At 63.6% G+C, this 26,133-nt stretch carries 29 protein-coding genes; 13 read left to right on the top strand and 16 right to left on the bottom strand.

The annotated features are described in order from the left end of the window. Window positions 1-2,058 (top strand): BREX system Lon protease-like protein BrxL, encoded by a 2,058-nt coding sequence (gene brxL / locus GJ668_RS12025; protein ID WP_155450395.1) that lies wholly within the window; start codon window positions 1-3, stop codon window positions 2,056-2,058. 106 nt (window positions 2,059-2,164) lie between these two features. Continuing rightward, a complete protein-coding gene (gene ubiG / locus GJ668_RS12020) occupies window positions 2,165-2,917 on the top strand; it encodes a bifunctional 2-polyprenyl-6-hydroxyphenol methylase/3-demethylubiquinol 3-O-methyltransferase UbiG (protein WP_155450394.1) in 753 nt (250 codons plus the stop codon). 360 nt (window positions 2,918-3,277) lie between these two features. On the opposite strand, the gene GJ668_RS21265 is transcribed toward ubiG, so the two are convergent. The 5 genes from GJ668_RS21265 to GJ668_RS11990 all read right to left on the bottom strand — a co-directional run bounded on the left by GJ668_RS21265 (window position 3,278) and on the right by GJ668_RS11990 (window position 7,767). Beyond that, window positions 3,278-3,397: a hypothetical protein gene (locus GJ668_RS21265; protein ID WP_425482488.1), complete on the bottom strand. Its 120-nt coding sequence runs from the start codon at window positions 3,395-3,397 to the stop codon at window positions 3,278-3,280. Then, window positions 3,366-4,838, bottom strand: a complete 1,473-nt coding sequence (locus GJ668_RS12005; RefSeq protein ID WP_155450391.1) for a 2Fe-2S iron-sulfur cluster-binding protein — start codon at window positions 4,836-4,838, stop codon at window positions 3,366-3,368. Before GJ668_RS12005 ends, GJ668_RS21265 begins: the two co-directional genes overlap by 32 nt. Window positions 4,839-4,940: 102 nt before the next feature. Continuing rightward, window positions 4,941-6,716, bottom strand: a complete 1,776-nt coding sequence (msbA, locus tag GJ668_RS12000) for a lipid A export permease/ATP-binding protein MsbA (protein WP_155450390.1) — start codon at window positions 6,714-6,716, stop codon at window positions 4,941-4,943. Beyond that, a complete protein-coding gene (locus tag GJ668_RS11995) occupies window positions 6,713-7,141 on the bottom strand; it encodes an ExbD/TolR family protein (protein ID WP_155450389.1) in 429 nt (142 codons plus the stop codon). The genes msbA and GJ668_RS11995 overlap by 4 nt, the downstream gene beginning before the upstream one ends. Then, window positions 7,138-7,767, bottom strand: a complete 630-nt coding sequence (locus tag GJ668_RS11990; RefSeq protein WP_155450388.1) for a MotA/TolQ/ExbB proton channel family protein — start codon at window positions 7,765-7,767, stop codon at window positions 7,138-7,140. Before GJ668_RS11990 ends, GJ668_RS11995 begins: the two co-directional genes overlap by 4 nt. Window positions 7,768-7,954: 187 nt before the next feature. Between GJ668_RS11990 and GJ668_RS11985 the strand changes: the two genes are divergently transcribed. From GJ668_RS11985 to GJ668_RS11965, 5 genes are read left to right on the top strand one after another with little or no spacing between them, the layout of a single operon-like run. Next, the gene (locus tag GJ668_RS11985) at window positions 7,955-8,374 is read left to right on the top strand and encodes a type IV pilin protein (RefSeq protein WP_155450387.1); all 420 of its coding nucleotides are present in this window, start codon (window positions 7,955-7,957) and stop codon (window positions 8,372-8,374) included. Continuing rightward, window positions 8,365-8,898, top strand: coding sequence for a GspH/FimT family pseudopilin (locus GJ668_RS11980; RefSeq protein WP_155450386.1), 534 nt, complete (start codon window positions 8,365-8,367; stop codon window positions 8,896-8,898). The genes GJ668_RS11985 and GJ668_RS11980 overlap by 10 nt, the downstream gene beginning before the upstream one ends. Then, entirely contained in the window at window positions 8,882-9,802 is a 921-nt protein-coding gene (locus tag GJ668_RS11975) for a PilW family protein (protein WP_155450385.1), read from the top strand. Before GJ668_RS11980 ends, GJ668_RS11975 begins: the two co-directional genes overlap by 17 nt. Window positions 9,803-9,821: 19 nt before the next feature. Then, a complete protein-coding gene (locus tag GJ668_RS11970; RefSeq protein WP_155450384.1) occupies window positions 9,822-11,009 on the top strand; it encodes a hypothetical protein in 1,188 nt (395 codons plus the stop codon). Then, entirely contained in the window at window positions 11,006-11,446 is a 441-nt protein-coding gene (locus GJ668_RS11965; RefSeq protein ID WP_155450383.1) for a type IV pilus modification PilV family protein, read from the top strand. Before GJ668_RS11970 ends, GJ668_RS11965 begins: the two co-directional genes overlap by 4 nt. A 91-nt stretch (window positions 11,447-11,537) precedes the next feature. On the opposite strand, the gene GJ668_RS11960 is transcribed toward GJ668_RS11965, so the two are convergent. Continuing rightward, window positions 11,538-12,353, bottom strand: a complete 816-nt coding sequence (locus GJ668_RS11960) for an undecaprenyl-diphosphate phosphatase (protein ID WP_186343070.1) — start codon at window positions 12,351-12,353, stop codon at window positions 11,538-11,540. Between the two features lie 43 nt (window positions 12,354-12,396). Beyond that, window positions 12,397-13,101: a 4'-phosphopantetheinyl transferase family protein gene (locus GJ668_RS11955; protein ID WP_155450381.1), complete on the bottom strand. Its 705-nt coding sequence runs from the start codon at window positions 13,099-13,101 to the stop codon at window positions 12,397-12,399. Window positions 13,102-13,227: 126 nt separating this feature from the next. Between GJ668_RS11955 and GJ668_RS11950 the strand changes: the two genes are divergently transcribed. From GJ668_RS11950 to GJ668_RS11930, 5 genes are all read left to right on the top strand, one after another. Then, entirely contained in the window at window positions 13,228-13,434 is a 207-nt protein-coding gene (locus GJ668_RS11950) for a hypothetical protein (RefSeq protein WP_343032212.1), read from the top strand. Between the two features lie 66 nt (window positions 13,435-13,500). Then, entirely contained in the window at window positions 13,501-15,849 is a 2,349-nt protein-coding gene (locus GJ668_RS11945; protein ID WP_155450379.1) for a Tex family protein, read from the top strand. Then, window positions 15,846-16,184, top strand: a complete 339-nt coding sequence (locus GJ668_RS21090) for an SET domain-containing protein-lysine N-methyltransferase (protein ID WP_186343069.1) — start codon at window positions 15,846-15,848, stop codon at window positions 16,182-16,184. Before GJ668_RS11945 ends, GJ668_RS21090 begins: the two co-directional genes overlap by 4 nt. Before the next feature lie 32 nt (window positions 16,185-16,216). Next, window positions 16,217-16,573 carry a hypothetical protein gene (locus tag GJ668_RS11935; protein WP_155450378.1) on the top strand — a complete coding sequence of 119 codons (357 nt, stop codon included), beginning with the start codon at window positions 16,217-16,219 and terminating at the stop codon, window positions 16,571-16,573. Window positions 16,574-16,601: 28 nt separating this feature from the next. After that, a complete protein-coding gene (locus GJ668_RS11930) occupies window positions 16,602-18,410 on the top strand; it encodes an ATP-binding protein (protein WP_186343068.1) in 1,809 nt (602 codons plus the stop codon). Between the two features lie 34 nt (window positions 18,411-18,444). Here the strand turns inward: GJ668_RS11930 and GJ668_RS11925 are convergent, their stop codons facing one another. From GJ668_RS11925 to queF, 3 genes are read right to left on the bottom strand one after another with little or no spacing between them, the layout of a single operon-like run. Then, window positions 18,445-18,909 carry an EVE domain-containing protein gene (locus GJ668_RS11925; RefSeq protein ID WP_155450376.1) on the bottom strand — a complete coding sequence of 155 codons (465 nt, stop codon included), beginning with the start codon at window positions 18,907-18,909 and terminating at the stop codon, window positions 18,445-18,447. A 14-nt stretch (window positions 18,910-18,923) separates the two neighbouring features. Further along, entirely contained in the window at window positions 18,924-19,922 is a 999-nt protein-coding gene (gene rsgA / locus GJ668_RS11920) for a ribosome small subunit-dependent GTPase A (protein WP_186343067.1), read from the bottom strand. A 45-nt stretch (window positions 19,923-19,967) separates the two neighbouring features. Then, window positions 19,968-20,357 (bottom strand): preQ(1) synthase, encoded by a 390-nt coding sequence (queF, locus tag GJ668_RS11915; RefSeq protein WP_155450374.1) that lies wholly within the window; start codon window positions 20,355-20,357, stop codon window positions 19,968-19,970. Between the two features lie 143 nt (window positions 20,358-20,500). Here queF and GJ668_RS11910 point away from each other — a divergent pair, with 143 nt between their 5' ends. Further along, complete coding sequence (locus GJ668_RS11910; protein WP_155450373.1) at window positions 20,501-21,166, top strand: protein-L-isoaspartate O-methyltransferase family protein; 666 nt, start codon at window positions 20,501-20,503, stop codon at window positions 21,164-21,166. Window positions 21,167-21,215: 49 nt separating this feature from the next. Here the strand turns inward: GJ668_RS11910 and soxZ are convergent, their stop codons facing one another. The 6 genes from soxZ to GJ668_RS11880 all read right to left on the bottom strand — a co-directional run. Further along, the gene (gene soxZ / locus GJ668_RS11905; protein WP_155450372.1) at window positions 21,216-21,530 is read right to left on the bottom strand and encodes a thiosulfate oxidation carrier complex protein SoxZ; all 315 of its coding nucleotides are present in this window, start codon (window positions 21,528-21,530) and stop codon (window positions 21,216-21,218) included. A 64-nt stretch (window positions 21,531-21,594) separates the two neighbouring features. Next, window positions 21,595-22,059, bottom strand: coding sequence for a thiosulfate oxidation carrier protein SoxY (gene soxY, locus GJ668_RS11900; RefSeq protein WP_155450371.1), 465 nt, complete (start codon window positions 22,057-22,059; stop codon window positions 21,595-21,597). Continuing rightward, complete coding sequence (locus GJ668_RS11895) at window positions 22,056-23,507, bottom strand: M48 family metalloprotease (protein WP_246194826.1); 1,452 nt, start codon at window positions 23,505-23,507, stop codon at window positions 22,056-22,058. The genes soxY and GJ668_RS11895 overlap by 4 nt, the downstream gene beginning before the upstream one ends. A 46-nt stretch (window positions 23,508-23,553) precedes the next feature. Beyond that, entirely contained in the window at window positions 23,554-24,732 is a 1,179-nt protein-coding gene (locus tag GJ668_RS11890; protein WP_155450369.1) for a vWA domain-containing protein, read from the bottom strand. Next, window positions 24,725-25,768: an AAA family ATPase gene (locus GJ668_RS11885; protein WP_155450368.1), complete on the bottom strand. Its 1,044-nt coding sequence runs from the start codon at window positions 25,766-25,768 to the stop codon at window positions 24,725-24,727. The genes GJ668_RS11890 and GJ668_RS11885 overlap by 8 nt, the downstream gene beginning before the upstream one ends. Window positions 25,769-25,839: 71 nt before the next feature. Then, window positions 25,840-26,133 (bottom strand): transposase (locus tag GJ668_RS11880; protein WP_186343029.1); only part of this gene is annotated, 294 nt, incomplete at its 5' end.

Here is a 26,133-nt window from a genome sequence, read left to right as displayed (position 1 = left end):
ATGAACGCGCTTGACCAGAAGATCAACACGCACTTTCCGGGACTGGTCGTCCGCAAGGATCTTGTGAAAACGGTCAAGGGGAACGCGATCGTTCCGTCATACGTTCTTGAGTATTTGCTGGGGCAATACTGCGCGACCAGCGACGAGGCGTCGATTCAAACCGGTATCGAGACGGTCAAGGAGATCCTGCGCAAGCACTATGTGCACCGGAATGAAGCGGGACTGGTCCGCTCGAACATCAGGGAGAAGGGCCGGTACAAGGTGATCGATAAGATCAGCGTCGCCCTGAACGAGAAGACCGACAACTATGAAGCAGAATTCTCCAGTCTCGGTATCAAGAAAGTGCTGGTGGATTCCGGGACGGTGAAGGCCCACCCGAAGCTGCTGGTCAGCGGGGTCTGGTGCATCGCTGACATCGAGTATGAGTTCGCCGAGGACAAGAGCGCGAGCCCTTGGATTCTCTCAACGCTAAAACCGATTCAGCTCTCTCATTTCGATTTCGATGCTTATCTCGAAGCCCGCAAGCAGTTCACGATCGATGAATGGATCGACCTTCTGGTCCAAAGCGTGGGTTTTAATCCGGAGCTATTCGGAAAGCGAAGCAAGCTGACTCAACTGGTGCGCCTCATTCCGTTCTGCGAACGTAATTACAATCTCATCGAGCTTGGCCCCAAGGGAACAGGCAAGTCGCACATCTACTCTGAATTTTCGCCTCACGGAATCTTGATATCTGGCGGGGAGGTGACGGTTCCAAAGCTCTTCGTCAACAATGCAAGCGGAAAGATTGGGTTAGTCGGATACTGGGATGTCGTAGCCTTCGACGAATTCGCCGGGAAGAAGAAGCGCGTGGACAAGGCGCTTGTGGACATCATGAAGAACTATATGGCGAACAAGTCGTTCTCCCGAGGTGTCGAAACCCTCGGCGCGGAAGCGTCGATGGTTTTCGTCGGCAACACGCAGCATACCGTGCCCTACATGCTCAAGCATTCGGACTTGTTCGACGAGCTGCCGGACAAGTTCTACGATTCCGCCTTTCTTGACCGTATCCACTTCTACATCCCTGGCTGGGAAATCGACATCATTCGCGGAGAGATGTTCTCCGACGCCTACGGCTTCGTGGTTGACTATCTCGCGGAAATCCTGCGCTCGCTACGCAATCACGATTATTCCGACCGCTATAAAGAGCATTTCTCGCTGTCGTCGGATATCTCCACGCGTGATAGAGATGCCATCAACAAGACCTTTTCAGGCTTGATGAAGATTCTTTACCCCCAAGACGGGGCGACAAAGGAAGAGATCGAGGAGCTGCTGAAGTTTTCCATTGAGGGACGTAAGCGCGTGAAGGACCAACTGATGCGGATCGATACGACCTATGGCAGCGTCCAGTTTTCGTACTTAGATGCTTCCGGGAAAGCAAAACCGGTCACCACACTCGAAGAGCGGGAATACTCCAATTACTACCACAAGACTGTCGGGGGCGGCGAGGAAGAAGAGCCTGAATACGTCGGCGCGTCCGAAGAAGCGGGGACGGCGGCTTCTAGCGGGCCAGTCCCGCCAGAGCCCGTTCTAAAGGAACAGCACTTGACGTTTCAGGAAAATCAGAAAGGGATATCTTTCGATGCTCTTCTGGGGCCGTATCTGAGGGGCGCGAAGAGGATTACCGTTACCGATCCTTACATCCGTCTGTTCTATCAGGTTCGCAACTTTATGGAACTCTTGGAAACCATCGTAAAAAACAAAGCCCCAGAAGAAGAAGTCGCATTACGCCTCATTACAACGGAAGATGAATTCAAAGGGCCGCAGCAGAATGATCACTTTGAGAAAATCAAGGACTCTGCCGGGGCCGTCGGGGTTGACTTTACCTGGGAGTTCGATCGGTCCGGAACGATCCATGCGCGCCACATCGTCACCGACCACGGATGGAAGATTTCCCTGGATCGCGGCCTCGATATTTTCCAGCATTACGACATGAATGACGCGTTCACGATTGCTAACCGTCTTCAGCAATACCGATCCTGCAAGGCGTTCGAGGTCACATTCATTAAGAGCCGGGCATAACCAAGCTCGGCGGGACGCAACATGTACTGAGCCCGAAGCCTCATCCTTGCGTTGGCGCTGTGCGCCACCACCTATGATTTCCGCGTCTCGATCGAGGAAATCCACCATGTCCGCTGTCCATCTCTCCGCGCCGAGCATCGATCCCGAAGAGGTCGCCTATTTCGAGCGACTCGCCCATCGCTGGTGGGACACCGAGGGTCCGTTCTGGCCACTGCATCGGCTCAATGCCTTCCGGGTCGACTACATCCGCCGGCACCTGTGCGCCACCCTGGACCGCGATCCGAGCGCCGAGCGCCCGTTCGAGGGGCTGCGGATACTCGACATCGGCTGTGGCGGCGGCATCCTGAGTGAGTCAATGGCGCAACTCGGCGCCCAGGTGACCGGCATCGACATCACCGAGAAGAATCTCCAGGTGGCCCGGATGCATGCCCAGTGGAGCGAACTGGAGATCGACTACCGCTTGGAGAGTGTCGAGCAACTGGCCGAGGCGGGGACTCAGTTCGACGTCGTGCTCAACATGGAAGTGGTCGAGCATGTCGAGCATCTGCCCGACTTTCTCGCCGACTGTGCGCGTCTGGCGCGTCCGGGCGGGGTCATGGTCGTGGCCAGCATCAACCGCACACCGGCCGCCTGGGTCATGGCCATCCTGGGCGCTGAGCGTATTCTGCGCTGGCTGCCGCGCGGCACCCATCACTATCACAAGCTGGTGCAGCCTGCTGAGGTCGCGCATGGACTGGGCGAGGGCTACCGTCTGGTGCACGAGACCGGCGTGCGCGTGAATCCCTTCAATCGTGTCTTCGGCTACACGCGCTGGAAGGGCGTCAATTACATGATGGTCTGGCAGCGGCGTAACGACTGATGTGCGCCTGTGCGATCCATTCCGCTGCCGTTCAGCATCTCGCGCGCTTTCGGTCGAACATCCTGGCTATTGAACGAATGCGCCTGAAAACCTATTCTTAACGTCTAATAACACTGAGCGTTCGCGGCCAGCCAGGCCGGCTGGCCGAGCGACCCAGGAACCGGAGCCGATCGGACGCGCGCCTGGAGCCGCGTTCCGGCTCTTAATGAGGAGTGACAGACGTTGGTTTGGAGTACGTCGTGATGGAAAAAAGACAACAAGACTTGGACGCTTGGGTGGCTTCCATGGAGCGTGGCAATCTGGGCTACACCTATATCCGGCTCTATGCTGACGCCCCGAGCTGGGTGCGCGATGTCGCCGTCAACCGTTTCGGCAAGGGCACAGTGTTCCTGCCCCCCGAGCAGGCCCGGCCACGCGCCGCCTGAGATCCCGCCACAGCCGATCGAGATCAGGTCGCGGTTTCTTCCGTGGCGATCCGATCGGCCTCGACCCCCAGGGCGAGCAGGGCCGCGCGCGTCGCTGTGACCGGCTCGGACGGCCCCGCAACATAGAAGCGCGCTCCAGTCGGATCAGGCAGGTCGGCACGGATCAGCGCGATCAGATCCTCAGCACGTCCACTCACCAGCGGCGTGAACCCGAAGTTGTCCAGCGCATCCCGCAGCGCACGTCCCCACTGGGCCTGATGATGGGCCTCCGGATACCGGGTGTCCCAATAGAGATGGAACGACTCGATGTGGTCGATCGAGACCGCATGCTCGATCAGGCTCTTGATCGGGGCGATGCCGTCGCCGTGAGCGATGAAGATTGCCGGTTCAGACGCGTCGTCCCGTAGCACGAAGCGGCCGAGCGGTCCGCTGACCGTGACGAGCGGTCCCGGACGCAAGCCACCGAACACCGCCGCCGAGAAGGCATCCGCCTGACGCCTGACATAGAACCACAGATGACGTCCGTTGCAGGGACAACTGGCGATCGGCAGCTCGCACGACTCACCGCTCTCCAGGGTCAGGATCGCCCGCTGTCCGGCCATGAAGCGCAATGTCTGGGTGCGCGGCGTCTGGATGCTGAGCGCGACCAGGTCCGGCCCCAGGTGTTCGAGCTTGCGCAGACTGGCGCGGACCTCCTGATAGGGCAGATCCTCGACCCGATTGGCCTCGGCGGCTTCGAGCACCAGATCGGTGATGGCCGTATGCGAGCAGGTCAGGATATAGCCCATCGTCTTTTCGCGTTCGCTGATCACATAGTCGTGCTCGCGCAGACGCCAGGTCTCGCCGCTGACCACGCGCGCCTTGCAGTCACCGCAGTTGCCGCTCGAACAGCCATAGTTGAGCGTCAGGCCGGCACGCACCGAGGCTTCGAGGATGGATTCGTTGCCCTCGACGAAGAAGTCGTGCCCGCTCGGGATGAGTTTGACGTTGGCGGCCATGAGTCGCAAAAAAGCGTCTTTGACGATGAGTTGGGCGCGCTGGTCTGGATTGGACGCCGCCGCGAGTTGTGCGCGTTCCCCGCTGAGCCAGTCGCGCATCGCGAGCAGGGACTCTTCGAGCTGATCGCGCGGCAGCCGGCAGAGTTCGTCGACCTGCTCGCCGATCTGGTCGAGCAACGCCGTGGCCGCCTCCAGCCGCGTGGCGCGCTCGGCGAGACTGGCGCTCAGACCCTGGAGTCGCGACAGCAGCACCTCGGGGTCGGGGAGGGTGGTTTCGCCGCTATTGTTGAGTTTGGGATGGGCCAGCGCCTTGATGCGCGTGGTCCGCTCCAGCGCGTCGTCGTTGGCGAGCGTCACGCTCGGATAGGCGCGCAGCAGGTCGTTGATCGCCACCGCGCCCTCGAAGGTCGGGATCTCGCCACGGCGGATGCGGGCCTGAAGTTCGGCCCGGGTAACACCTGCAAGACGCGCGGCGCGTGAAAGACTCAGATAGTCCATGCTCAAACTGCCTCGATCGTTGAAGACCCAGTCCGCGATGATCGTCGCTCGGACGCCGTTTTTAAACCCTGAGCGCGCCGCGACCCGCACGCGACAGCGTCTCTAAGCGCTCACGAGCGGCAACTCATTGAACTGCAATTGATGCAGCCGCGCGTAATAGCCGCCGAGCGCCATTAGCTCAGAATGACGCCCCTGCTCGACGATCCGCCCGTCCTGCAACACCAGGATGCGATCGGCGCTCTCGATGGTCGAGAGCCGATGGGCGATGACCAGCGTGGTGCGCTTGGCCATCAAGGTCTCCAGCGCGGCCTGGATATGACGTTCGGCCTCGGTGTCGAGGGCCGAGGTCGCTTCGTCCAGGATCAGGATGGGCGCATCCTTGAGCATGGCGCGCGCAATAGCCAACCGCTGGCGCTGCCCGCCCGACAGCAGCACGCCCTTGTCGCCGATCAGGGTCTCGAAACCCTGGGGCAGCGCCTGGATGAATTCGAGCGCATGGGCGCTGGCCGCCACCTGCTCCAGCGCGTCACGACTTGGCGGCTCAGTGCGACCATAGGCGATGTTGTTGGCGATCGAGTCGTTGAAGAGCACCACGTCCTGGCTGACCAGCGAGAGCTGCTCGCGCAGACTGGCCAGCGTCAGCGCGCGGATGGGGATGCCATCGATCCGGATCTCGCCGGCTGTGGGGTCATAGAAGCGCGGCAGCAGGTTGGCGATGGTGCTCTTGCCGCTGCCGGAACGCCCGACCAGGGCGACCTTTTCGCCCGGCTCGATGATCAGATCCAGACCCTGCACAGCCGGCGCTTTGTCTGCGGAATACTGATGACTGACCCCGCGATATTCGATCCGTCCCGCCGCGCGTTCCAGAACACGGCAGCCGGTGTCCGACTCCGTCTCGGCGTCGATCAGCTCGAACAGACTCTCAGCGGCGATGATACCGCGCTGCAACTGACCATTGACCGCCGTCAGGCGCTTGACCGGCGGCAGCAGCAGGCCCATGGCGACCACGAACGACATGAAGGTGCCGACCGAGATGTTGTCCTTGAGTCCCTGCATGGTCGAGAGATAGACCACCACCGCGATGGCTGCCGCCGAGATCAACTGCACCAGGGGTACGCTCGCCGCCTCGGTGGCGATCATCTTCATCTGTAGCGAGCGGGTTTTCTCATTGATGTAGCGAAAGCGCTGCGACTCGCGCGCCTGACCGCCGAAGGCTTTGATCAGCCGCTGTCCATCGATGACCTCCTGCGCGACATGAGTCAGATCGCCGACCCGATCCTGGATGCGCCGGCTATGGCGGCGGAAGCGCTTGGTGGCGTACTTGACCGCGCCGGCCATCACCGGACCGATGACCAGGAAGATCAGCGACAGCCCGGCGTTCAGATAGAGCATGTAGGCCATCAGCCCGATCACGGTGAAGCCGTCGCGCACCAGGGTCGTGATCGCCGAAGTCGCGGCATTGGCCACGTTCTCGACGTTGTAGGTGAGCTTGGCCAGGATGTGCCCCGAACCCTGGGTGTCGTAGAAGCGTGACGGCGCGCGCAGCAGATGCTCGAACATCTCCTGGCGCAGATCGGCGACCACGCGCCGCCCGACCCGGCTCAGAAAATAGGTGTTGACGAAGCCGGCGATGCCGCGCACCAAGAACAGCGCAACCAGCAGCCAGGGCATGAGGCGCACGATTTCGATGTTGCGATCGACGAAGCTGCCGTCGATCAGCGGCTTCATCATGGCCGCGAACAGCGGCTCGGTGATGGCAAAGATCAGCATCCCGACGATGGACAGCCCGAAGGTGCGCCAATAGGGCCGGACATAGCCGAGCAGCCGCCGGTAGACGACACGCGCTTCGGTCGAAGAGATCACGGCGTCCTGACTCATGGTGCGGCGTTTTCCGAGCGGGTCGCGGCGAAGGCGATGCGTGACAGCCCGGCCTGGCTGGCGGCATCCATGGCCGTCATCACCGCCTGATGCGGTGTGTTGGCGTCGGCCTGGATCAGCACCGGGATCGTGCTGTCCTCACCGCGCCGCTCGGTCAGGACGCGCGCCAGGGTCGCGGCGCGGGTATCGCTGATCTCGCGGTCGTCGACGAAGAAGTGTCCGGCCCGATCGATGACGATCTGGATCATCGCCGGCTCCTGAGCCGGGATGTCCTCGCCCTGGGCCTGGGGCAGTTGCACCCGCAGACGCGCCTCGTCCTTGAAGGTGGTCGAGACCATGAAGAAGATCAGCAGCAGGAAGACGACATCGATCAGGGGCGCCAGATTGATGTCGACCGGCTGGCGGCGGCGCGGACGCAGATTCATTGCATCGCCTCGCCAGCCGCCTCGCGCTCGCCCTTGAGCACCTCGACCAGCCGCAGCGCCTGCTCCTCCATGTCGAGCGCCAGCCGACCGACCTTGCTGTCGAAGAAGCGATGGAACATGAGTGCTGGAATGGCCACCGACAGTCCGGCCGCCGTGGTGATGAGCGCCTTGGAGATCCCACCGGCCAGTACACCGGCGTTGCCGACACCCGCCTCCATGATGATGCCGAAGACGTCGATCATGCCCAGCACGGTGCCGAGCAGACCCAGCAGCGGGGCGATCGCGGCGATGGTGCCGAGCGTGTTCAGAAAGCGTTCGAGCTGCGCCACCACATGACGCCCGGCGTCACTGATGGCCTCCTTCATCACTTCATGCGAATGATGACGATTGATCAGACCAGCGGCCAGCAGACGTCCGAGCGGCGAGCCATCGCGGATCTGGGTGATGGCGGCTTCGTTGAGGCGCTGCTCCTGGTGCAGCCGCCAGATCCGCTCGACCAGTTTGTCGGGCAGGATGCGTGAGCGGCGCAGTGTCCAGGCACGCTCGATCACGATCGCCGTCGCCAGCACCGAGCAGGCCAGGATCGGCACCATCAACCAGCCACCGGCATACATGATTTCAAGCAAGGGTAGTCCTCCACGATCATCAACCCTGTTCAGGTTCAGCATGATACTCGAAGCGCACCTTGCAATATCGGACACAAATAGATGTAAATCTAACTGGACAGATCAAGCTGAATCGTTTATCAAATCATCCGCGAACGTCGTCTCAGAGGCCATGCCCGATAAAGAATGAAGCGTTCAGGGAGGATTGATGCACATCACTCGACGCGGCTTCACCCTACTGGAAGTGTTGATCGTGCTGTCCATCGTCGCGATCTTGAGCACGCTGTCAGTGCCGTCCTATCAGCAGCATGTACGGCAGGCGAGACGGGCGGACGGTCAAACGGCGCTGCTCAGGGTCGCGATCGCCCAGGAACGCCGGCGGGCGAACTGTGCGCAGTATGCCGATCGCATCGATGGCACGTCCGGTTGCACGCCGGGCGCCGAAAACGCCGGACTCGGGTTGAGCACCTACAGCCCGGACGGACATTATCGACTCAGCCTGTCCGGGGTCGATGCGTCCGGATTCCTGGCGCGTGCCGAGCCAATCGGTCATCAGGCCAGCGATCAGGCCTGCGATCCGCTGACGATCGACCAGGACGGTCGTCGGGAGCCGGTCGCATGCTGGTGAGGCTTGCCCGCGGCCGGCTGGCACGGATGCGCGGTGTCACCCTGCTCGAACTTCTGATCGTGATCGCGATTCTCGGCCTGCTGCTCGGGGTCGCGCTTCCAGCCATGCAGGATCTGATCGAGCGCAACCGACTCAAGGCGGCGGCCCATGCGCTGGCCGAGGATCTGCAATGGGCGCGCTCGGAAGCGATCAAGCGCAACCGGCCTCTCGGTTTCAGCATCGATACCGGACACTGGTGCTATGGCGTCGCCCCGGAGGAGAGCGGATGCGACTGTCGGCGCACCCCCGGAGTCGCGGGAAGCTGCTCGCTCAAGCGTGTTCTGGGCGATGCCTTCCCCGGAGTGCGGCTGGAATCGACACTGAGCCTCACCCGCTTCGAGCCACGCCGGGCCACGGCCATCAACGGCAGCCTGACATTGACCTCGCCGAGCGGCTCGTCACTGAAAGTCGTGCTCTCGCGGCTCGGGCGGGTGCGCTTCTGTACGCCCACCCAGGATCTGGCCGGCTATGACGCCTGCGGCTGACAGCGCACCGAGACCGGATCGCCAGCGCGGGGTCACACTCATCGGCCTGATGGTGGGACTGGCTGTGGGGCTGCTGGTGCTCTCCGCGACGCTCCAGGCCTATCTGCTGATCTCGGAGAGCGCGCGCGACACGCTCAGAGAAGCCCGGCTCGATCAGGAATTGCGCGCCGCACTCGATGTGATGCGACTCGATCTGCGCCGCGCCGGCTATTGGGCCTCCAGCGACCCGCTCGACAACCCCTTTCAGCGCCAATACGGTCGGATCAACAATGATCTCTGCATCGACACCGAGCGCGACAGCGGCGCGTGCGCCGCGCCACTGTGCCTGGCGGCGTATGACTCAGGCGAGTGCCGGGTCTGGGTCCAGACCGGGTCATGCATCACCTACAGCTATGACGCCGACAGCGATGCGCGCGTCGGTCTCCGCGCCTGCGCGGCCAACGCCAGCCCCTCGGACTGTCCGTCGCCGAGCGGTGCGCCCTTCGATGCCAGCAACGACGAACCCTATGCCTGGCATGCCTGGTATCCAGCCGATGCCGACAGTCCCAGCCAGGCCGTCGAGATGGAGATGCAAGGCTTTCGTCTTCGTCAAGGCGGGATCGACATGCGGGTCGGACGCCGGGATTCAGCGGATCTGAGCTTCGGTTGCAACAGCGGTCGCTGGGAGCGCATCACCAGTCCGGATATCCAGATCACGGCGCTGAACTTCAGCCTCAAGACCACGGTGGTCAACGCGCAACCGGACAAGACCCCCGAGGTTCCCTGCGAGAGCGGTGATCGCTGCCGCTGGGTGCGCTCGGTCGCGATCGAGATCGGCGGCCAGCTCGCTGACGAACCGGCCAGTCAGCGTCAGCTCGTCACGCGCGTGGCAGTGCGTAACGATCGGCTCATCCAGACACCCTGAGTCCAAACCGGTGCCGCTCATGTCCAGCGATCAGTCACAGATGCCTCGGCGCCAGCAGGGTTCCATGACGCTGCTGTTCGGTCTGGTCCTATTGATCGGCGCGGGCATCCTGGCCTTCGGCAGTGCGCGGACCGGCGTGGTTGAGCAGCGCATCGCGACCAATGAGCAGCAATCGATCGCGGCCCAGCAGGCGGCCGAGGCCGGACTGGACTATGCCCGGGCCTGGCTCGGCGTCCAGGTCTGGCAGCCGGACGACGCACCGCCGAGCGCACCGGATATGCCGGGGCTGAATGGTCAGCACTTCCAGATCGCCCTGCAATTCAGCGCCGAGAACAAGGCTATCTGTGTTCAATCGCGGGCGACGATGGATGCTGATCCCGGTCTGGAGTCGATCGTGCGTGAATGCTTCACCCAGACTGGATTGTTCGACATCGATCCCGAGACGCGCGCGCCGCCGCCCCTGGTGCTCGCCGGCTGCCTGGAAGCCCCCTTGGCGTCGGGCGAGCTCTGGCTGTTGGACGAGGAGGCGACGGCTATCCTGAGCGGTGGCCCGGCAGACGCGGATTGTCTGCCACAAGGCGCTCTGGCCGTCGGGGTCTGGGGTGACAGCAATGACGATCGTCTTCTGTCGCCGGATGAGAAGGGCGCAAGCGCCGACCTCCAGCGCGCACGCCTCGGCGCTTGTCCAGGCGCGCACTGTGTCTGGAACCAGGTTTTTGCCATGCCGCTAGACGAGGCCAAGCATCGCGCCGAGACCGCCGGTCATGTCTTCGAGCACAGCCTGCCCTGCGGGGCCAGCACCGCGCCTGGAATCTATCTGGTCCGCATGTCCGGGACCATCGATGCCACGCGCCTGAGCGGTTTTTGCGCCGACAGCGACGGCCTCGACGATCGCACCATCGGCGCCCCGAACCAGCCGATTCTGCTCATCGTGCCGAGCGAGAGCGGCTGTCCGCGCTTTGCGGCGGACATTCGGATACACGGCATCGTCTATTACGAATCCAGCACCGCCTGCGCCAGTCAGGGCTGGGGCGGCGCGCGTGTCCAGGGCGCGGTGCTCTGGGAGAGCGGCGCCGGTGCTCCTGAGTCCGGTTCGGTCTTCATCGAGACCGACCGGGGACGCGGGAGCGCGTTGAACACCGCCTTTCAAGTCATCGACGGTGCGATCCGGGTTCCAGGCACCTGGCGTGACTGGAACCATCCATGAGTATTCAACCCGACGACGAGGGCCACGCCATGCAACCGACCACAGTCGAACCGACTCGAATCCAGCGTCAACAGGGCTTCAGTCTGAACGAGGCGCTGATCTCGCTCGCCGTGCTGACCTCGGGCCTGCTGACGCTTGCTCAGTTTCAGGGCGATCTCTACGAAAATCGGCGCCAGACCAAGGCCCAGACGACGGCCGTCAATCTGGTGCTCGAAAAGATCGAGGAGTTGCGCGATCTGGCCGCCACCGGCGAGCCGCTCCAGAATGGTCAGGACGTTGCAGCCGAGCGACCGGGCGACAGTACCCGATTCGCGCGTTCCTGGATCATCCGCCCCCGGTCGGAGCCACGCATCGACGAGGTCGTGGTGATCGCCGCCTGGGAGGGGATCGGCGGCGAGACCCGGTCGACGGAGATCCGGACGCTCATCGCGCCCTGACAGCCAACGCGGGGTTGGTGCAGCGCATGAAAACTGAAGATCGTGATCGGGTCTTCCGAATAGATCATAGGTGGGATGAGGCGGCCTCCTGTCAAAGATAGACCAACCCCAGAATGAGCCCGCCAAGCAGGACGCGATAAAGCGCGAAGGGCAGCATGCTGACCCGCTCGATGAAGCGCAGGAAGAAATGAATGGTGAGATAGGCGACCAGATAGGAAACCATGGCGCCGAGCACCAGCCCGCTCCAGTCGACCGGCTCTTCGGCCTGGATCAGATCCAGCGTCTCCAGCCCGCCGGCCATGAGGATGGTCGGAATGGCGAGCAGAAAAGAGAAGCGCGAGGCCGCCTGGCGCGTGAGCCCAAGCAGTAAGCCCGCCGTGATGGTGATCCCCGAGCGTGAGGTGCCGGGGATGATGGCGATGGCCTGCAAAAGACCGATGACGAGCGCATCGCGCCAGCCGAGCTGGTATTCGTCGCGCTCGCGCCGTCCGCGCCAGTCGGCCCACCACAGCAGCAGACCAAAGCCGATGGTCGTGCCCGCGATCACCAGGGCGATGAGCTGTTCGTCGGTGCGCAGCCATTCCAGCACCGATTTCAGCGGCAGCCCCAGCACCACCACCGGCAGCGTGGCCAGCACGATCATCCAGCCGAGCCGCGCGTCCGGGTCATCGAAGCGGCGCGTGCGCAGTGAATCCAGCACCGCGACCAGCATCCGCGCGATCTCACGTCTGAAATAGACGACGACCGCCGCCAGCGTGCCCAGATGCACGGCCACGTCGAACGCCAGACTCTGAAGCTCATAACCGAACAATAGCGGCGTGAGGATCAGATGGCCCGAGCTGGAGATGGGCAGGAATTCGGTGAGGCCCTGGATGAAGGCGAGGACGAGGATCTGGATGGTGTCCACTGACAGCGGCTCCTGGTAGAAGGGGCGCTAGTATAACGCCGGATCAGTCCCGAAATTCCAGCATCCGCCAGGTCGCGACGGGGGGCAGTCGGGCGCGGGCGACGGCGGCGATATAGCCGGGCGCCGGGACGAGGTGGGCGACCTCGGGGACAGCACTTCCGGGCGGGCGCGGGCGAAAGAGGCCACGCCCGTCGCATTTGACATCGGCTTCCAGCGCCGTCCAGGCGAGGTGGAAACGCTCCAGGCGCTCGGACTCGGAGACCGCGTCCAGTTCAGCGACCGTCGCCGGTTCGAACATCCGTCGCGCGATCGACAGCAGATCTCCGCGCGGACGTATCCATTCGCAATCCACACCGAGCGCCGCGTCCGCTCCGGTGCTCAAGGCCGCCAGCGCCAGATCCCCACTGTGGCTGAAGTTGAAGGAGAGCCAGCCGTCCGCGCCGTCCAGATAGGGCTTGCCGGTTGGGCCGCGTTCGATCCGGATCTGCTCGGGCGGTTGGTCCAGGTAGGCGGCAAGGATGCGGTTGAGACCGGCCAGGGCGCGGATGTAACGCGCCCGGTGGACATCATGGCGCAGTGCTTCGACGCGCGCACGCTGTACCTCGCTCAGCCGCGTCCGGCTCCTGTTCGGATCCGCGCCACATTCACCCGTGTCGATGCGCCACAGATGCAGGGCGCCCGGTTCCAGTGTCGCGCCGAGATCCAGTCGAGTGGGTGCCGGGTGCCAGAGTGCGATGTGAGCCGTCATACGTCAGTCGGTGAATCGAGTGCATCTGTGGTTTGTACGCTATCGGTACGTATCCGTGCGTGCACGGATGAAGCACCGCGCCGGGCGCCGTATAATCGCGCATCCAGCCAAGCTATGGGGGTGGACGTGCGACATCTGGATGACTCATCGCTCGAAGCGCGTCTGGAGGCGCTCTGTGCCAAGGGCTGTCGTCAGGTCCGGCGCGATATCGTCGCGCTCGAATCCGGCGTCGAGCTGCCCGAGGCCCAGGGGCTGACGTCTGACGAGCGCAACCGGCTGCTCGCCGAGTTGAAACAGATCATGGCCGTCTATGGCGATACCTGCCGCCTGTGATCCGGGCATCGTCCGTCCATCCATCAAATCTCCAGCTTCCGATCGTCCAGAGTCCGTGTATTCATCATGATCCCAATCATCGCGACCATCAGTCAGGAACTCGCCGCGCGTCCGGCCCAGGTCGAGGCCGCCGTGCGCCTGCTCGACGAGGGCGCGACCGTGCCCTTCATCGCGCGCTATCGCAAGGAGGCCACCGGCGGTCTCGACGATATTCAGTTGCGCCATCTCGAAGAGCGGCTCGGCTATCTGCGCGAACTGGCCGAGCGCCGGGTGGCGGTGCTGAAAAGCATCGAGGAGCAGGGCAAGCTGACCGCCGAGTTGCACGCAGCCATCGAGGCCGCCGACACCAAGCAGCGGCTCGAAGACCTCTATCTGCCGTTCAAACCCAAACGGCGCACCAAGGCGCAGATCGCACGCGAGGCCGGGCTGGAGCCGCTGGCCGAGGCCATCCTCGCCGATCCGTCGCAGGCGCCCGAGTCGCTGGCGGCCGGCTTCGTCGACGTCGGCAAGGGCGTCGCGGATGTCGCCGCCGCGCTGGAGGGCGCGCGTCAGATTCTGATGGAACGCTTCGCCGAGGACGCCGAGCTGACCGGGCGTCTGCGCGATCATCTCTGGGAGCAGGGGATCCTGATCTCGACCGTCATTGTCGGCAAAGAGCAGGAAGGCAACAAGTTCTCGGACTATTTCGACTATCGCGAGCCGATCGCCAAGGTGCCCTCGCATCGGGCGCTGGCGCTGTTTCGCGGGCGCAATCAGGGCGTGCTCAATCTGGAACTGCTGGCCGGGGAGGGCGATGATCCCGAGGCGGTCTGTCGCGGCCTGGTCGCGGCGCGCTTCGGTATCCGCGATCAGGGGCGTGCGGGCGATGCCTGGCTTATCGAGACGGTGCGTAAGACCTGGCGCGTGAAGCTGCTGACGCGGCTCGATCTCGAACTCAAGGGGCGACGGCTGGAGTCGGCGGAGGAAGAAGCGATCCGCGTGTTCGGCCTCAATCTCAAGGCGCTGCTGCTGGCCGCGCCCGCCGGGCGGCTGCCGACCCTGGGGCTGGACCCAGGGCTGCGCACCGGAGTCAAGGTCGCGGTGGTCGATGCCACCGGCAAGGTCGCGGCCACCGACACCATTTATCCGCATGTCCCCAAGAATCAGTGGGACGCCTCGATCGCGCGACTGGCGCAGCTGGCCAAGGCGCATGGCGTCAAGCTGATCAGCATTGGCAATGGCACCGCTTCGCGCGAGACCGACCGCCTGGCGCGCGATCTGATCGCGCGGCATCCCGAGCTGGGTCTGAAGTCGCTCGTCGTCAACGAGGCTGGCGCCTCGGTCTACTCGGCCTCCGAGTTCGCGTCCAGGGAACTGCCCGAGCTGGATGTCTCGCTGCGCGGTGCGGTCTCGATCGCGCGTCGCTTACAGGATCCGCTCGCCGAGCTGGTCAAGATCGAGCCCAAGGCGATCGGCGTCGGTCAGTATCAGCACGATGTCAACCAGAACCGCCTGGCACGCACCCTGGACGCCGTGGTCGAGGACTGCGTGAACGCGGTCGGGGTGGATCTCAATACCGCCTCGGTGCCGCTGCTCACCCAGGTCTCGGGGCTCAATCGCAGTCTGGCCGAGAACATCGTCGCCTTCCGCGAGGCCAATGGCGCTTTTGTCAGCCGCAAGAAGCTGATGGCCGTGCCGCGTTTCGGCGACAAGGCGTTTCAGTTGAGCGCGGGCTTTTTGCGCGTTCCTGATGGCTCGGAACCGCTCGATGCCTCGGCGGTGCATCCGGAAGCCTATCCGGTGGTACGGCGTATCGCCGAGTTCACCGGCAAGGACGTGCGCGGTCTGATCGGCGACACCGAAACATTGCGCCGGCTCGATCCAGCCGCCTTCACCGACGAGTGCTTCGGGCTGCCGACCGTGAAAGATATCCTGGCCGAGTTGGAGAAGCCGGGCCGTGATCCGCGTCCCGAGTTCAAGACCGCCCAGTTCAAGGACGGCGTCGAGACGCTCAAGGATCTGGAGCCGGGCATGATCCTGGAGGGCACCGTGACCAATGTCACCAACTTCGGTGCCTTCGTCGACATCGGCGTGCATCAGGATGGGCTGGTGCATATCTCGATGCTGGCGGATCGCTTCGTCAAAGACCCGCACGAGGTCGTCAAGTCCGGCGATCTGGTCAAGGTTAAGGTGCTGGAAGTCGATCTGGAGCGCAAGCGCATTGCGCTGAGCCGGCGTCTGGACGAGCCGGCTGAACGCGCGCGCTCGGGGCGGTCGGAGACGGCGGAGCGGGGCGGGCGTCAGGCGCAGTCCAGAGGGGCCGCTCCGGACAGGGCGCGTGGTGGTGACCAGGAGCGTAATCGCCCAAGCAGCGCGCCGGCGTCCGGTATGGGCGGCGCACTGGCCGATGCCTTCGCCAAGGCGCGCAAGGAGTGAGGCGAAGATCCGCCGCTGAGACGCTCGATCGCCGCGTGCGGGTCGGGCTCTCGTCCATTCACGGCCAAGGCTGTTTCGCCCGGATCGGTTTCGAGCCGGGCGACTATATCGGAACCTTCGAGGGGCTGGAGGTCGAAGAGGATGGCCCTCATGTACTCTGGGTCTATGATCCCGAGCGCGACCGTCTGATCGGCCGACGTGGAACCAATGTGCTGCGCTGGCTCAACCACAGCGATGATCCGAACGCCGAATTCGATGGGTTTGAGCTCTATGCACGGCTGACGATTGCGGTCGGAAGCGAGATCACCATCGACTATAGCGCCAGCTCGTCGTGAGTCATACAGCCAATAACACCGAGGTCGCCGATATGCAGGAACGTCCCATCATCAAGACCGCCATCCCCAAGCGCCGCTATCAGGCCGGACGCCATGCCGCCTCGCTGCTCGGCGAGATCGAGAGCGGCGATGGCCGGAGCTATCGCTACATTCTCGCCTTCGTGGCCCAGGGACAGGCCGAACCCGTGCTCTATGTCTGCTCCGAGCCGACACCACCGGCCGAGCGGGCCGATGGCGCCTATCGCTTGCGGGTGGTGAGCGAGGCCATGACCGAAACGCTCGACACCGACGACGGCTGGGGCGATCTCGACCGCTTCGCCGAGCAGGCGCTCAAGGTCGGCGCTCAGATGCTCGGATTACCCGATTCCGGTGTCGTGCGGCTACTTTGAGCGATCAATGGGGCGGAGCACCGCAAACATGAGCGCAACCGATCGCCCCTGGCGCATCCCCTATGGCGTGGCGGATTTCATCAAGCTGCGCGAGGGGCATGAATACTATGTCGACAAGACGCGCTATCTGCCGCTCCTGGAGCAGGCCGGACGCTTTCTGTTCCTGATCCGTCCGCGCCGCTTCGGCAAGAGCCTGCTGCAGTCGGTGATGGAGTGCTATTACGACGCCGGTTGGGCGGAGCGGTTCGAGGAGCTGTTCGCCGGAACCTGGATCGCCGAACATCCCACGCCGGAGAAAGGCCAGTATCTGACGCTGAGGTTCGATTTTTCGGCGGTGCGCTCCGATCCGAAGCTGGTAGAGGAATCCTTCGAGCACTACACGCGGATCATTCTGATCGAGTTTCTGCAAACGCACGCCAACCGCCTGCCGCCCAAGACCCAGGAGCGGGTGCTGGCCGAGCGCACCTTGGCGCATCGTCTGGAACGTCTGCTCGCCGAGCTGAAGGGCAGCGGGTTACAGCTCTACCTGTTCATCGACGAATACGACAATTTCGCCAACAACGTCCTGGTCAACGCCGGGCGGGAGGCGTATCGGGAGCTGACCCACAGCAGCGGTTTCTTTCGCGATTTCTTCGCCGTCCTCAAAGAAGCCGTCGGGCGCACCGGCAGCGGACTGGCCCGGCTCTTCATCACCGGAGTCTCGCCGATCACACTCGACGATGTCACCAGCGGGTTCAACATCGGGCGCAACATCAGCCTGGATCCGCGCTTCAATGCGCTGCTCGGCTTCACCCACGCGGAGATGGAGCGCCTCTTCGACGCCTTCGGGCAGGATTTCAGCGCCCATCGTGCCGTGATCGATGAGTGGTACGACCATTACCACTTCCACGCCGAGCGCCTGGAACCTGTCGTCAACAGCGACATGGCGCTCTACTACCTGCATTCGCTGGTCGACATCGACAAGCCGCCGCGGGAGCTGATCGACCACAATGTCCGCATCGACTACGGCAAGCTGCGTCATCTGCTGGCGGTCGACCAACATCTCGCCGATCGCGAGCGCGCCCAAGGCCAGATGCCCGGTGAGTTGCCGTTGCCAGAGGCACGCTTGAACGGCAATTTTTCGCGCTTGCGGGCCATCATCGAATCCGGCGAAGTGGTGGCTCAGATCCAGAGCAGCTTTCCGGCCGAAGGGCTGTTGGAGCCGGAGAACTTCGTCTCGCTGATCTATTACCTCGGGTTGCTGAGTTTTGCCGGGGAGCGTGAGGGGGCGCCGCTGCTGAGGATTCCCAATCGCACCGTGCGCCAGTTGATGTACGGCTATCTGCGTGCGGCCTATGATGAGGCCGGGGTGTTTCGATCCAGCACCTATCGGGTCGCGGAGATGCTGCGCCACATGGCCTATCGCGGCGACTGGAGACCCTTCTTCGACTATCTGGCCGAGCAGATCGCCGCACAGGCGAGCGTGAGGGATTTTCTGCAAGGGGAGAAGATGATCCAGGGGTTTCTGCTGGCCTGGCTGAATCTTTCACCCTATTTTCGGGTCTTCAGCGAAGCGGAACAGGCCGGCGGTTTCGTCGATCTCTATCTGGCGCCCTTTTATTTTCAGTATCCCGACATGTGCCATGCCTATCTGATCGAGCTGAAATATGTCAGCCGCTCGGAGGACAGTCCGGCCAAGCGCAAGCAGTTGCTGGACGATGCGCGCGCTCAGCTGCGTCGCTATGCCGGGGATGAGCGTGTGCGCGCCCAGCTCGGGGAGGCCGCGCTGCACCCCATCGTGCTGCTCTACAGCGGCTGGGAATTGGTGCATCGTGAGGCGGTGGCGATGACCGGCTGATGAGTTTCGTGTCGTCTGAACCCAACGGGAACGATCATTCCAGTGAAAGGATGAAGGCCCACTGCTCGGGCGTCACAGGCATGATGGAGAGCCGGTTGCCCCGGCGCACCAGCGGTAGCCCATCCAAGGCTCCGGTGGCATGGGTCTTGAGTTCGGCGAGCGGGATGACGCGCCGCAGGTGTCGCACATAGCGCACATCGACCAGATGCCAGCGCGGCTTCTCCGGCGTGCTCTTGGGGTCGTGATAGCTGGATTCGGGATCGAAGGCGGTCGGATCGGGACGCGGCTCGCCGACGACCTCGGCAATCCCGACGATCCCAGGAACCGCACAGTTGGAGTGATAGAAAAAGACCTGATCCCCAGGCCGCATCTCGTCGCGCATCATATTGCGCGCCTGATAGTTGCGCACGCCATCCCAAGGCTCGGTCTGGCCCGGACGCGCGGCGAGATCGTCGAGACTGAAGGTTGCGGGTTCGGATTTCATCAACCAGTAGCGCATCAGGACTCACCCAGTCAATCGCCAAGCAGATGCTGGAAATTGGCCAGCCGCTCGGGGAGAATCAACCCATCCGCGACCGCTTGACGGATGGCACAGTCCGGTTCCTGATCGTGGCGGCAGTTGCCGAAGCGGCAGCGGCCCAGATGCGGCTTGAACTCGCGAAATCCCTGCTGGAGTCCATCCCGATCAATGGTACCAAGCCGGAAACTGCGCACACCGGGCGAGTCGATCAAAAATCCATCGCCGCTCAGACGATAGCAGGTCGCGGCCGAGGTGGTATGGCGTCCGAGTCCGGTCGCCTGCGATAGACGCCCGATCTGGATCTCCTGATCGGGCAGCAACAGCTTGACCAGCGACGACTTGCCCACGCCCGACTGACCGACCAGCACACTGGTCTGTCCGGCCAGCTCGGCGACCAGTCCACCGATCGACTCCGATTCGAGCAGGCTGATCCAGAACGTCCGATAGCCGATCGCACCGTAATGGGCGAAACGCGCCTGAAACGCCGCGCGCTCCTCGGCCCCGGTCAGCAAATCCATTTTGTTGCCGACCAGGATCGCCTCGACACCGATGAGCTCGGCCGCGACCAGATACTGATCGATCAGATAGCCGCTCGGCTCCGGCTCCGGGGCGATGAGGATGGCGAGCCGTGTCAGATTCGCCGCGAGCGGCTTGTCGCGTCCGCTGTAGTCCGGACGGCTCAGGGTGCTGGTGCGTGGCAGGATAGCTGTGACCACGCCCTGACCATCGGGCAGACGCTGCCAGACGACACGATCCCCGCACACCACATGACCGATGTTCTGGCGCGCCAGACAGTGAATCAGATGGCCCTGTTCGTCCTCGACCGCGAGATTGGCGCCGTGCCGGACGACGACTCGCCCTTCCTCCGGTTCCAGCTCGTCGTCGAGTTCGGCCAACGCCCGTTCGGGCCGCGCGGCAAGCCGCTCGCGGCGGCGTTCCTGGATGGCTTGAATGCGCTCGATCTGGCGCGCGGAGAGTCGTCGCTTGGCCACGGGGTCAGTCGACCCGGCCAGCGGTGCGGCGGCGGTTCAGGCGCCTCACGGCAGCGTGACCGGCACCGGCGGCTGCCAGCTCGCTGCGCGGTGTTCGGCGACGACCGTGGTATAGATGCCGCCACGCACATTGAACTCAGCGGTCAGACGCATGAAGCGCGGCGCCGTGGCCTCGACCAGATCACCGAGGATGCGGTTGGTGATGGCCTCGTGGAAGGCGCCCTCATCGCGATAGGACCAGACATAGGTCTTGAGTGCTTTCAGCTCGACGCATTTTTGCTCGGGCACATATTCGAGCGTCAGTTCAGCGAAGTCCGGCTGGCCGGTCTTGGGACAGAGACAGGTGAACTCGGGCACCCGGATGCGGATCGTATAGTCGCGCTCGGGCTGAGGATTGGGGAAGGTTTCGAGCGATTTGCTCGGGGCGCTGGGCATGAAGGGACTCTCCGCTGACAAGAATGGGCCGACCGTCGACTCAGTCGGCTGATTGGGCACCTATTATATAATCATTTGCCCCGCGTCTCGCCGGACGCGGTCGCTTTCCAAAAACATGCATTCAGACGGGGGACATCCATTTCATGGACAACAGCAGTGAGTTGGCCCGCTTCAATATGATCCAGCAGCAGATCCGGCCCTGGGGCGTGCTCGACGACCGGGTGCTGGAGGTCATGGGCACGATCGAGCGCGAGCACTTCGTGCCGGACGCCTATCGGGCACTGGCCTATGCCGATATCGAGATCCCCAACAGCAACGGCACGCTCATGCTCGCGCCCAAGGTGGTCGGTCATCTGTTGCAGGCGCTTGCCGTCCAGCCGGGCGACCGGGCGCTGGAGATCGGTACCGGCTCGGGCTATGTCGCTGCCTGCCTGAGCCGGCTCGGTGCGCGCGTGATCAGTCTGGAGATCGACCCGGCTCAGGCCGCCGAGACGGCCGAGCGGCTCGAAGCGCTCAAGTTCGATTGGGTCGAGGTACGTGAAGGGGATGGTCTGGCCGGTCCGGTGAGTGGAGCGCCGTTCGACGCCATCGCCGTGAAGGGGTCGATGCCGACCGAGGACGCGCTGCCGATGTTGCGCGAGCAACTGACCATTGGCGGGCGGTTGTTCTGCATCCTGGGTACGGCGCCGGCGATGGAATGCGTGCGCGTGACCCGTGTCGGGCGCAACGACTATCGGCGCGAGTCGCTGTTCGAGGTCGAGGTGCCGCCGCTGCACAACGCGCCCGAGCCGGTCGGCTTCGAGTTCTGAGCACTCGTCGAGGCCCCGGCAACCCTGGGCCTCGATGCCTTTTATCTCATCAATCTCTGATCTCGGCGGTGGCGCTTTGGCTCTCGCCCATGTTGTCGGTCCAGGCGATCTCGATCGGATCGCCGACCGCGCCGCCTTTGAACTTGAACGATAGATAGGGATTCTTGGAGACACCGCCGCTCCAGGCCGTCTTCATCACCACGGTTCCCTTGACCTTGCACACCACCTCCTGGATGAAATGCGCCGGGATGACTTCCTTAGTCTTGCTGTCCTTGCGCATACCATTGTCCATCGGATGGCTCATCAGACACTTGACCGTGGTCTCGTCACCTTCGAGCTTGGCGCGGATCTTGATATCGGACATCGTCTCGACTCCTCGTGTTCGGTATTCAGTCTTAGATACTTGAGAGACAGGCGCGAGAAGCCGATCAGCCGCCGCAGCCGCCGATGGTCACCTTGACGTTTTTGGCGTTCTTGTAGAGCGTGTCGCCAGCCTTGACGACGGCGATCACATCAGCGGTTTCGGCCATCTTGATGCGGGTGGAGACGAAGGGCACCATGGACGGGTCGACGAACTCGAAGGACGCGATCAGCGGCGAATGGTTCTTGGCGGCAATGATACTGATGGAGGTGACGCCTTCCAGATCGGTCTCGACTGTGACCGGCACCACGGCGCCGTTTTCGGCGATGTCCGGGGCCTTGATCTTGATCCGGTCGCTGACCTCGGCCGAGTCGCTGCCGAGCAGTCCCGTCATGGCCGTCGGGATGTCCGTGGCTTGAAAGGCGGCCGCGTTCCAGTCGGCGAATGCACGGGGCGCCATGAGTCCGGCGCCGACGACCGCTCCAGCGGCCAGCGAGCCTTTGACGAGTGTCCGGCGTTTGGCATCAATCATGATTTTTCTCCTCTCTTGTCTTTGCGTTTGGCGTCGCGTTCTTCTTCTTTCCAGGTTTCGAGTCGCGCCTGGATACGGGCGGCCTCGTGATAGGGCAGATCGCGCTGGCGCAGCGCGATTTCGAGCTGACGGATCGCCGGCTCGCGATCGCCCTCGGCATAGAGCTTTTCGGCGCGGAAACGGTGCGTCGCCCCCTGATTGCCCGCGCGAAAGGCCGCCTGCTCCAGCCTATCGTACAACATGGGATTGCCGGGGCGTAGCCGCGCGACCGTAGTCAGCTCATCGATGGCCTGAGCAGGCCGACCGGCCTTCATCAGCGCCTCGGCATAGGCCACACGCAATGGCCAGTGACTCGGCGACAGACTAACGGCCTGTCCCAGGTGGCGCACGGCGCGTTCGACCTGACCCTGTTCGAGATCGATGCGCGCCTCCAGGACGATGAACTCAGGCAGGCTGGAATGCGACTGCATCGCCGTGGCCAGCGCGGCGCGGGCGGCATCGAACTGGCCGGCGCGCGTCAGCGCCAGCGCATAGCCGTAGTGTTCAGCGACACTGTTGCGATGCCGGCCTTCGCGCAGCGTATCGCGGAAATGGGCGACCGCTTGCTCCGGGCGCTTGTAGGCGCGTTCGCGCAGGGCCGCGCGCGCGAGTTGGAAGCGCAAACTGTCGGGGCGCTGCTGGGCGCCGAAGTCATCGGCCCGGCCGAGCGCTTCAGCGATGCGGTTGGCGTTGACCGGATGGGTGCGCAGAAATTCAGGCGCGTTGTTCTCGTAGACGCGACTGGACTTGGACAACCGCTCGAAAAAGCCGGCCATGGCATAGGGATCGAAACCGGCCTTATCCAGCGTCGTGATCCCGAGCCGGTCGGCCTCGTGCTCGTTCTCGCGCGTGAAGTTGATCTGACGTTGCAGGGTCGCGGCCTGGATGCCGACCATGGCCGCGACTCCGGCATCGGCCGAGACCTGGGCGCCGAGGATGGCAGCGGCGACCATCAAGGCCATGGTCGGAACGGTCATCTTGCTTTGATCCTCCAGTCCGCGCAGCAGATGACGCTGGGTGACATGGGCGATCTCGTGAGAGAGAACAGCGGCCAGTTCGCTCTCGGTCTCGGCGGCCAGGATGAGTCCGGCATAGACGCCGATGTTGCCGCCCGGCCCGGCGAAGGCATTGACCACCGACTGATCGATGACGAAGAAGTTGAAGCGTCCCGAGGCGTTCGGATCGGCGGCGACCAGGTTGGCGCCGAGCGATTCGATGTAATCGGTCAGGAGCGGGTCGTCGAGGACCGGCAGTGACTCGCGCACGCTTCGCATGAAGGCTTGGCCCAGACGCGCCTCGGCGCCCGTGGTCATGAGCGCATCGGCTGAGCTGCCCATGTCGGGAAGACGGTAGTCCTGGGCCTGGAGCTGAGGCAGACCGGTCAACAGCAGGGCGCCGAAGGCGATCATTGGCCGTGTCAAGCGGGGTCGGTGGGCTGTCCGTTTCGTCATGGATTCAATTGAGCTGAATACGCTGTCCCCAGGGTATCTGGGCGCGCCCCTTGATTAACCAGATCACCGGATAGGACGGCTCGCACTCGGGGAACTCGCCCTGGGCATCGGTGAAGTAGACCAGCAGATCGGGTTGTCGGTCCTGGCGGTCGATCCAGTCGAACACTGGACGGAAGCTGGTCCCGCCGCCCCCCTGTAGACGCTCGGGACGCACGAAGGTTTCCCAAGGCTCGAACTGGAAGGGCGCACCAGGTGCCAGCGCCCGATCACAGGGCAGCAGGGTGACGCGCGCGCGAATCTGGCCCTTGAGCGCGTCGATCTCGCCGATGAACTCGCTCAGTTCGCTGTCCTGGATCGAACCCGAGGTATCGATCGCCACCACCAGCTCGGCCTGCTGACCGCGCAGGCCCGGCCGGATGAACTCACCCTCGCGGCGCGATGGACGCTGATAGCTGTAGTCCTCGCGCGCGATCGCCGTCAGATGACGCGCCAGCAGCATCCGCCAGGGCAGGCTCGGCTGGAGCAGATGGTCGATCTGACGTGCCAGCTCGCCGCCGAGCTTGCCAGCCTGCATCGCCTGCTGGGCCGCGCCGGCCAGCCGCTGGCGCCATTGTACGGCCAGTCGCTCGCGTTCGTCGGCGGTTAGGGACTCAGGCCGCTGGGGCGACTCATCTGGACGTCTCTGGCTACCGCCCTGGCGTTCATCGCGGTCATAGGCATGGGTGTCGAGCGTCTCCGAGTCGTCCTGCTCGTCGATGAGCGGGTAGATTTCCTCGGCAGTCAGTCCCTTGTAGAGCGGCATCACCAGAGCATTCGGCGGCGGTGTCAGTCCATCCGCGATCAGGAGCGGGTTGATTGCATAGTCGCAGGCCAGATCCCAACGCTGGCGCTGACGATGACCACGCCGCGCGAAATGCGACAGTGCACAGTGCAGGGCTTCGTGGGCGAGCATGAACTGGGTCTGTTCCAGGCTCAGTGAGTCGATATAGGCCGGATTGTAATAGAAGGCGCGCGCGTCGGTGGCTGTGGTGCGGCACCAGTCCGGTTTGGCGGCACGCATTGGCAGACGCAGCACCAGCGCGCCGAGAAAGGGCTTGTCCAGGATCAGCCGGGTGCGTGCCGCCGTGAGCTTGGTTTCGATGGCGACGACATCGGGCGCGGTCGGCGGCGGGGTCTCAGGCATGGAGCATCACATCCGCGACCGACTGCGCCCAGCCGGCGAAGGCGGGCACCTCGAACAGCCGTCCGCCGATCGCCCGATGCAGATCCGAGACCAGCATCACGCCCATCTCGCGCTCGGGGAAGCGTCCGGCATAGTCGAGGATGTGACCGACGACCCGCTGGCCATCCGGGGTGTCGAGCGCGCGTATCGCGCGTCCGACCAGCGCGGCGGCGACGGCGTACTGAAGATCGATCTCGCGCGGAACCGCGACCGTTTCGCCGCGCGTGATGGCGTCGAGATCCGGCATCTGGTCGAGGTTGTCGACGAAGGCGCTCAGCTCGATCCCGGCCGCCGGTCCCACGCAGGCCTGGAGCGCACCTTGCAGCAGATCGCGCGCGTCCTCGAACTTCTTGAGTGCGCGATGGGCGAACTCCCAGGAACGCGGCGAGGGGAAGGCGACCGGATTGTGCGCCGGGTCGAAGTCGAACAGGAGTTCAGGTCGAAAGCGCAGAAAGGCGATGACCCGCTCGTCGATGCCGTTGGTATAGGCCCAGGCCGCCCAGTCGTCGAGATGGGTCTCGACCTCGAAGTGCGAGAAGCGATTGGCGAGCGGTGCCGGCATGCTGTAGGTCACGCCGCGATCGCCCTGGCGGTTGCCGGCGGCGAAGATCGCCCAGCCGTCCGGGACACGATACTCGCCGAGGCGTCGGTCCAGGATCAGTTGATAGGCGGCGGCCGAGACCACCGGCGGGGCCGAGGTGATCTCGTCGAGAAAGAGCACGCCGTTCGGTCCGTGGCGCTCGGCGTCCGGCAGCATGGCCGGCACCGCCCATTCGACCCGTTCGCCCTGGCGGAAAGGGATGCCGCGCAGGTCGCTCGGCTCCATCTGCGACAGTCGGATGTCGATCACCGGGACAGCATGGCGCGCGGCGATCTGGGCCACCATCTGCGACTTGCCCACGCCTGGCGGTCCCCAGAGCATTACGGGGGTGTGATGGCCCTCGGCCGTGCTGAGAAATTCGCGATCCAGGACACGGAGCAGTTGAGCGGGGCGCATGGTGGGTGTGAGTCCTCGGGTTGGGGGGGGGTTTAAGTTTTAAGTGTTAAGTTTTAGGTTTTAAACCTCGACTAGGCCGGGATGCGTAATTTCTCTTCCTCTGGATCGAGCGTAGTTTTGGTCCAGAGTCGGTCAGCGATGGCGAAGGGATCGGCATTGATGGTGTGAACAAAGTGGTTGACCCGTTGAACCAATTCCTCGGCCGTGGCGTGACAATGATGGTAGGTGACCTCCTCGCGTAACCATCGCCACAGCGCTTCCACCGGCATGAAGTCTGGGCTATAGGCGGGCAACGGTTGGAGGGTGATCGACAGCTCCTGAGCGAGCTCGCGCACGGCCCCGGCGCGATGATAGGAGGCGCCATC

The organism is Allochromatium palmeri (genome assembly GCF_009720725.1).
Lineage (GTDB): Bacteria > Pseudomonadota > Gammaproteobacteria > Chromatiales > Chromatiaceae > Thermochromatium > Thermochromatium palmeri.
Note: the sequence above shows the minus strand (reverse complement) of the source record. Positions and strands in the feature narration are given on the sequence as shown.

Bases quoted from the DNA above. Each gene is read 5' to 3' on its own strand.
- brxL (WP_155450395.1), top strand. From the start codon at position 1: ATGAACGCGCTTGACCAGAAGATCAACACGCACTTTCCGGGACTGGTC.
- ubiG (WP_155450394.1), top strand. From the start codon at position 2,165: ATGTCCGCTGTCCATCTCTCCGCGCCGAGCATCGATCCCGAAGAGGTC.
- GJ668_RS12005 (WP_155450391.1), bottom strand. From the start codon at position 4,838: ATGGACTATCTGAGTCTTTCACGCGCCGCGCGTCTTGCAGGTGTTACC.
- msbA (WP_155450390.1), bottom strand. From the start codon at position 6,716: ATGAGTCAGGACGCCGTGATCTCTTCGACCGAAGCGCGTGTCGTCTAC.
- GJ668_RS11995 (WP_155450389.1), bottom strand. From the start codon at position 7,141: ATGAATCTGCGTCCGCGCCGCCGCCAGCCGGTCGACATCAATCTGGCG.
- GJ668_RS11985 (WP_155450387.1), top strand. From the start codon at position 7,955: ATGCACATCACTCGACGCGGCTTCACCCTACTGGAAGTGTTGATCGTG.
- GJ668_RS11980 (WP_155450386.1), top strand. From the start codon at position 8,365: ATGCTGGTGAGGCTTGCCCGCGGCCGGCTGGCACGGATGCGCGGTGTC.
- GJ668_RS11975 (WP_155450385.1), top strand. From the start codon at position 8,882: ATGACGCCTGCGGCTGACAGCGCACCGAGACCGGATCGCCAGCGCGGG.
- GJ668_RS11970 (WP_155450384.1), top strand. From the start codon at position 9,822: ATGTCCAGCGATCAGTCACAGATGCCTCGGCGCCAGCAGGGTTCCATG.
- GJ668_RS11965 (WP_155450383.1), top strand. From the start codon at position 11,006: ATGAGTATTCAACCCGACGACGAGGGCCACGCCATGCAACCGACCACA.
- GJ668_RS11955 (WP_155450381.1), bottom strand. From the start codon at position 13,101: ATGACGGCTCACATCGCACTCTGGCACCCGGCACCCACTCGACTGGAT.
- GJ668_RS11945 (WP_155450379.1), top strand. From the start codon at position 13,501: ATGATCCCAATCATCGCGACCATCAGTCAGGAACTCGCCGCGCGTCCG.
- GJ668_RS11935 (WP_155450378.1), top strand. From the start codon at position 16,217: ATGCAGGAACGTCCCATCATCAAGACCGCCATCCCCAAGCGCCGCTAT.
- GJ668_RS11930 (WP_186343068.1), top strand. From the start codon at position 16,602: ATGAGCGCAACCGATCGCCCCTGGCGCATCCCCTATGGCGTGGCGGAT.
- GJ668_RS11925 (WP_155450376.1), bottom strand. From the start codon at position 18,909: ATGCGCTACTGGTTGATGAAATCCGAACCCGCAACCTTCAGTCTCGAC.
- queF (WP_155450374.1), bottom strand. From the start codon at position 20,357: ATGCCCAGCGCCCCGAGCAAATCGCTCGAAACCTTCCCCAATCCTCAG.
- GJ668_RS11910 (WP_155450373.1), top strand. From the start codon at position 20,501: ATGGACAACAGCAGTGAGTTGGCCCGCTTCAATATGATCCAGCAGCAG.
- soxZ (WP_155450372.1), bottom strand. From the start codon at position 21,530: ATGTCCGATATCAAGATCCGCGCCAAGCTCGAAGGTGACGAGACCACG.
- soxY (WP_155450371.1), bottom strand. From the start codon at position 22,059: ATGATTGATGCCAAACGCCGGACACTCGTCAAAGGCTCGCTGGCCGCT.
- GJ668_RS11895 (WP_246194826.1), bottom strand. From the start codon at position 23,507: ATGATCGCCTTCGGCGCCCTGCTGTTGACCGGTCTGCCTCAGCTCCAG.
- GJ668_RS11890 (WP_155450369.1), bottom strand. From the start codon at position 24,732: ATGCCTGAGACCCCGCCGCCGACCGCGCCCGATGTCGTCGCCATCGAA.
- GJ668_RS11885 (WP_155450368.1), bottom strand. From the start codon at position 25,768: ATGCGCCCCGCTCAACTGCTCCGTGTCCTGGATCGCGAATTTCTCAGC.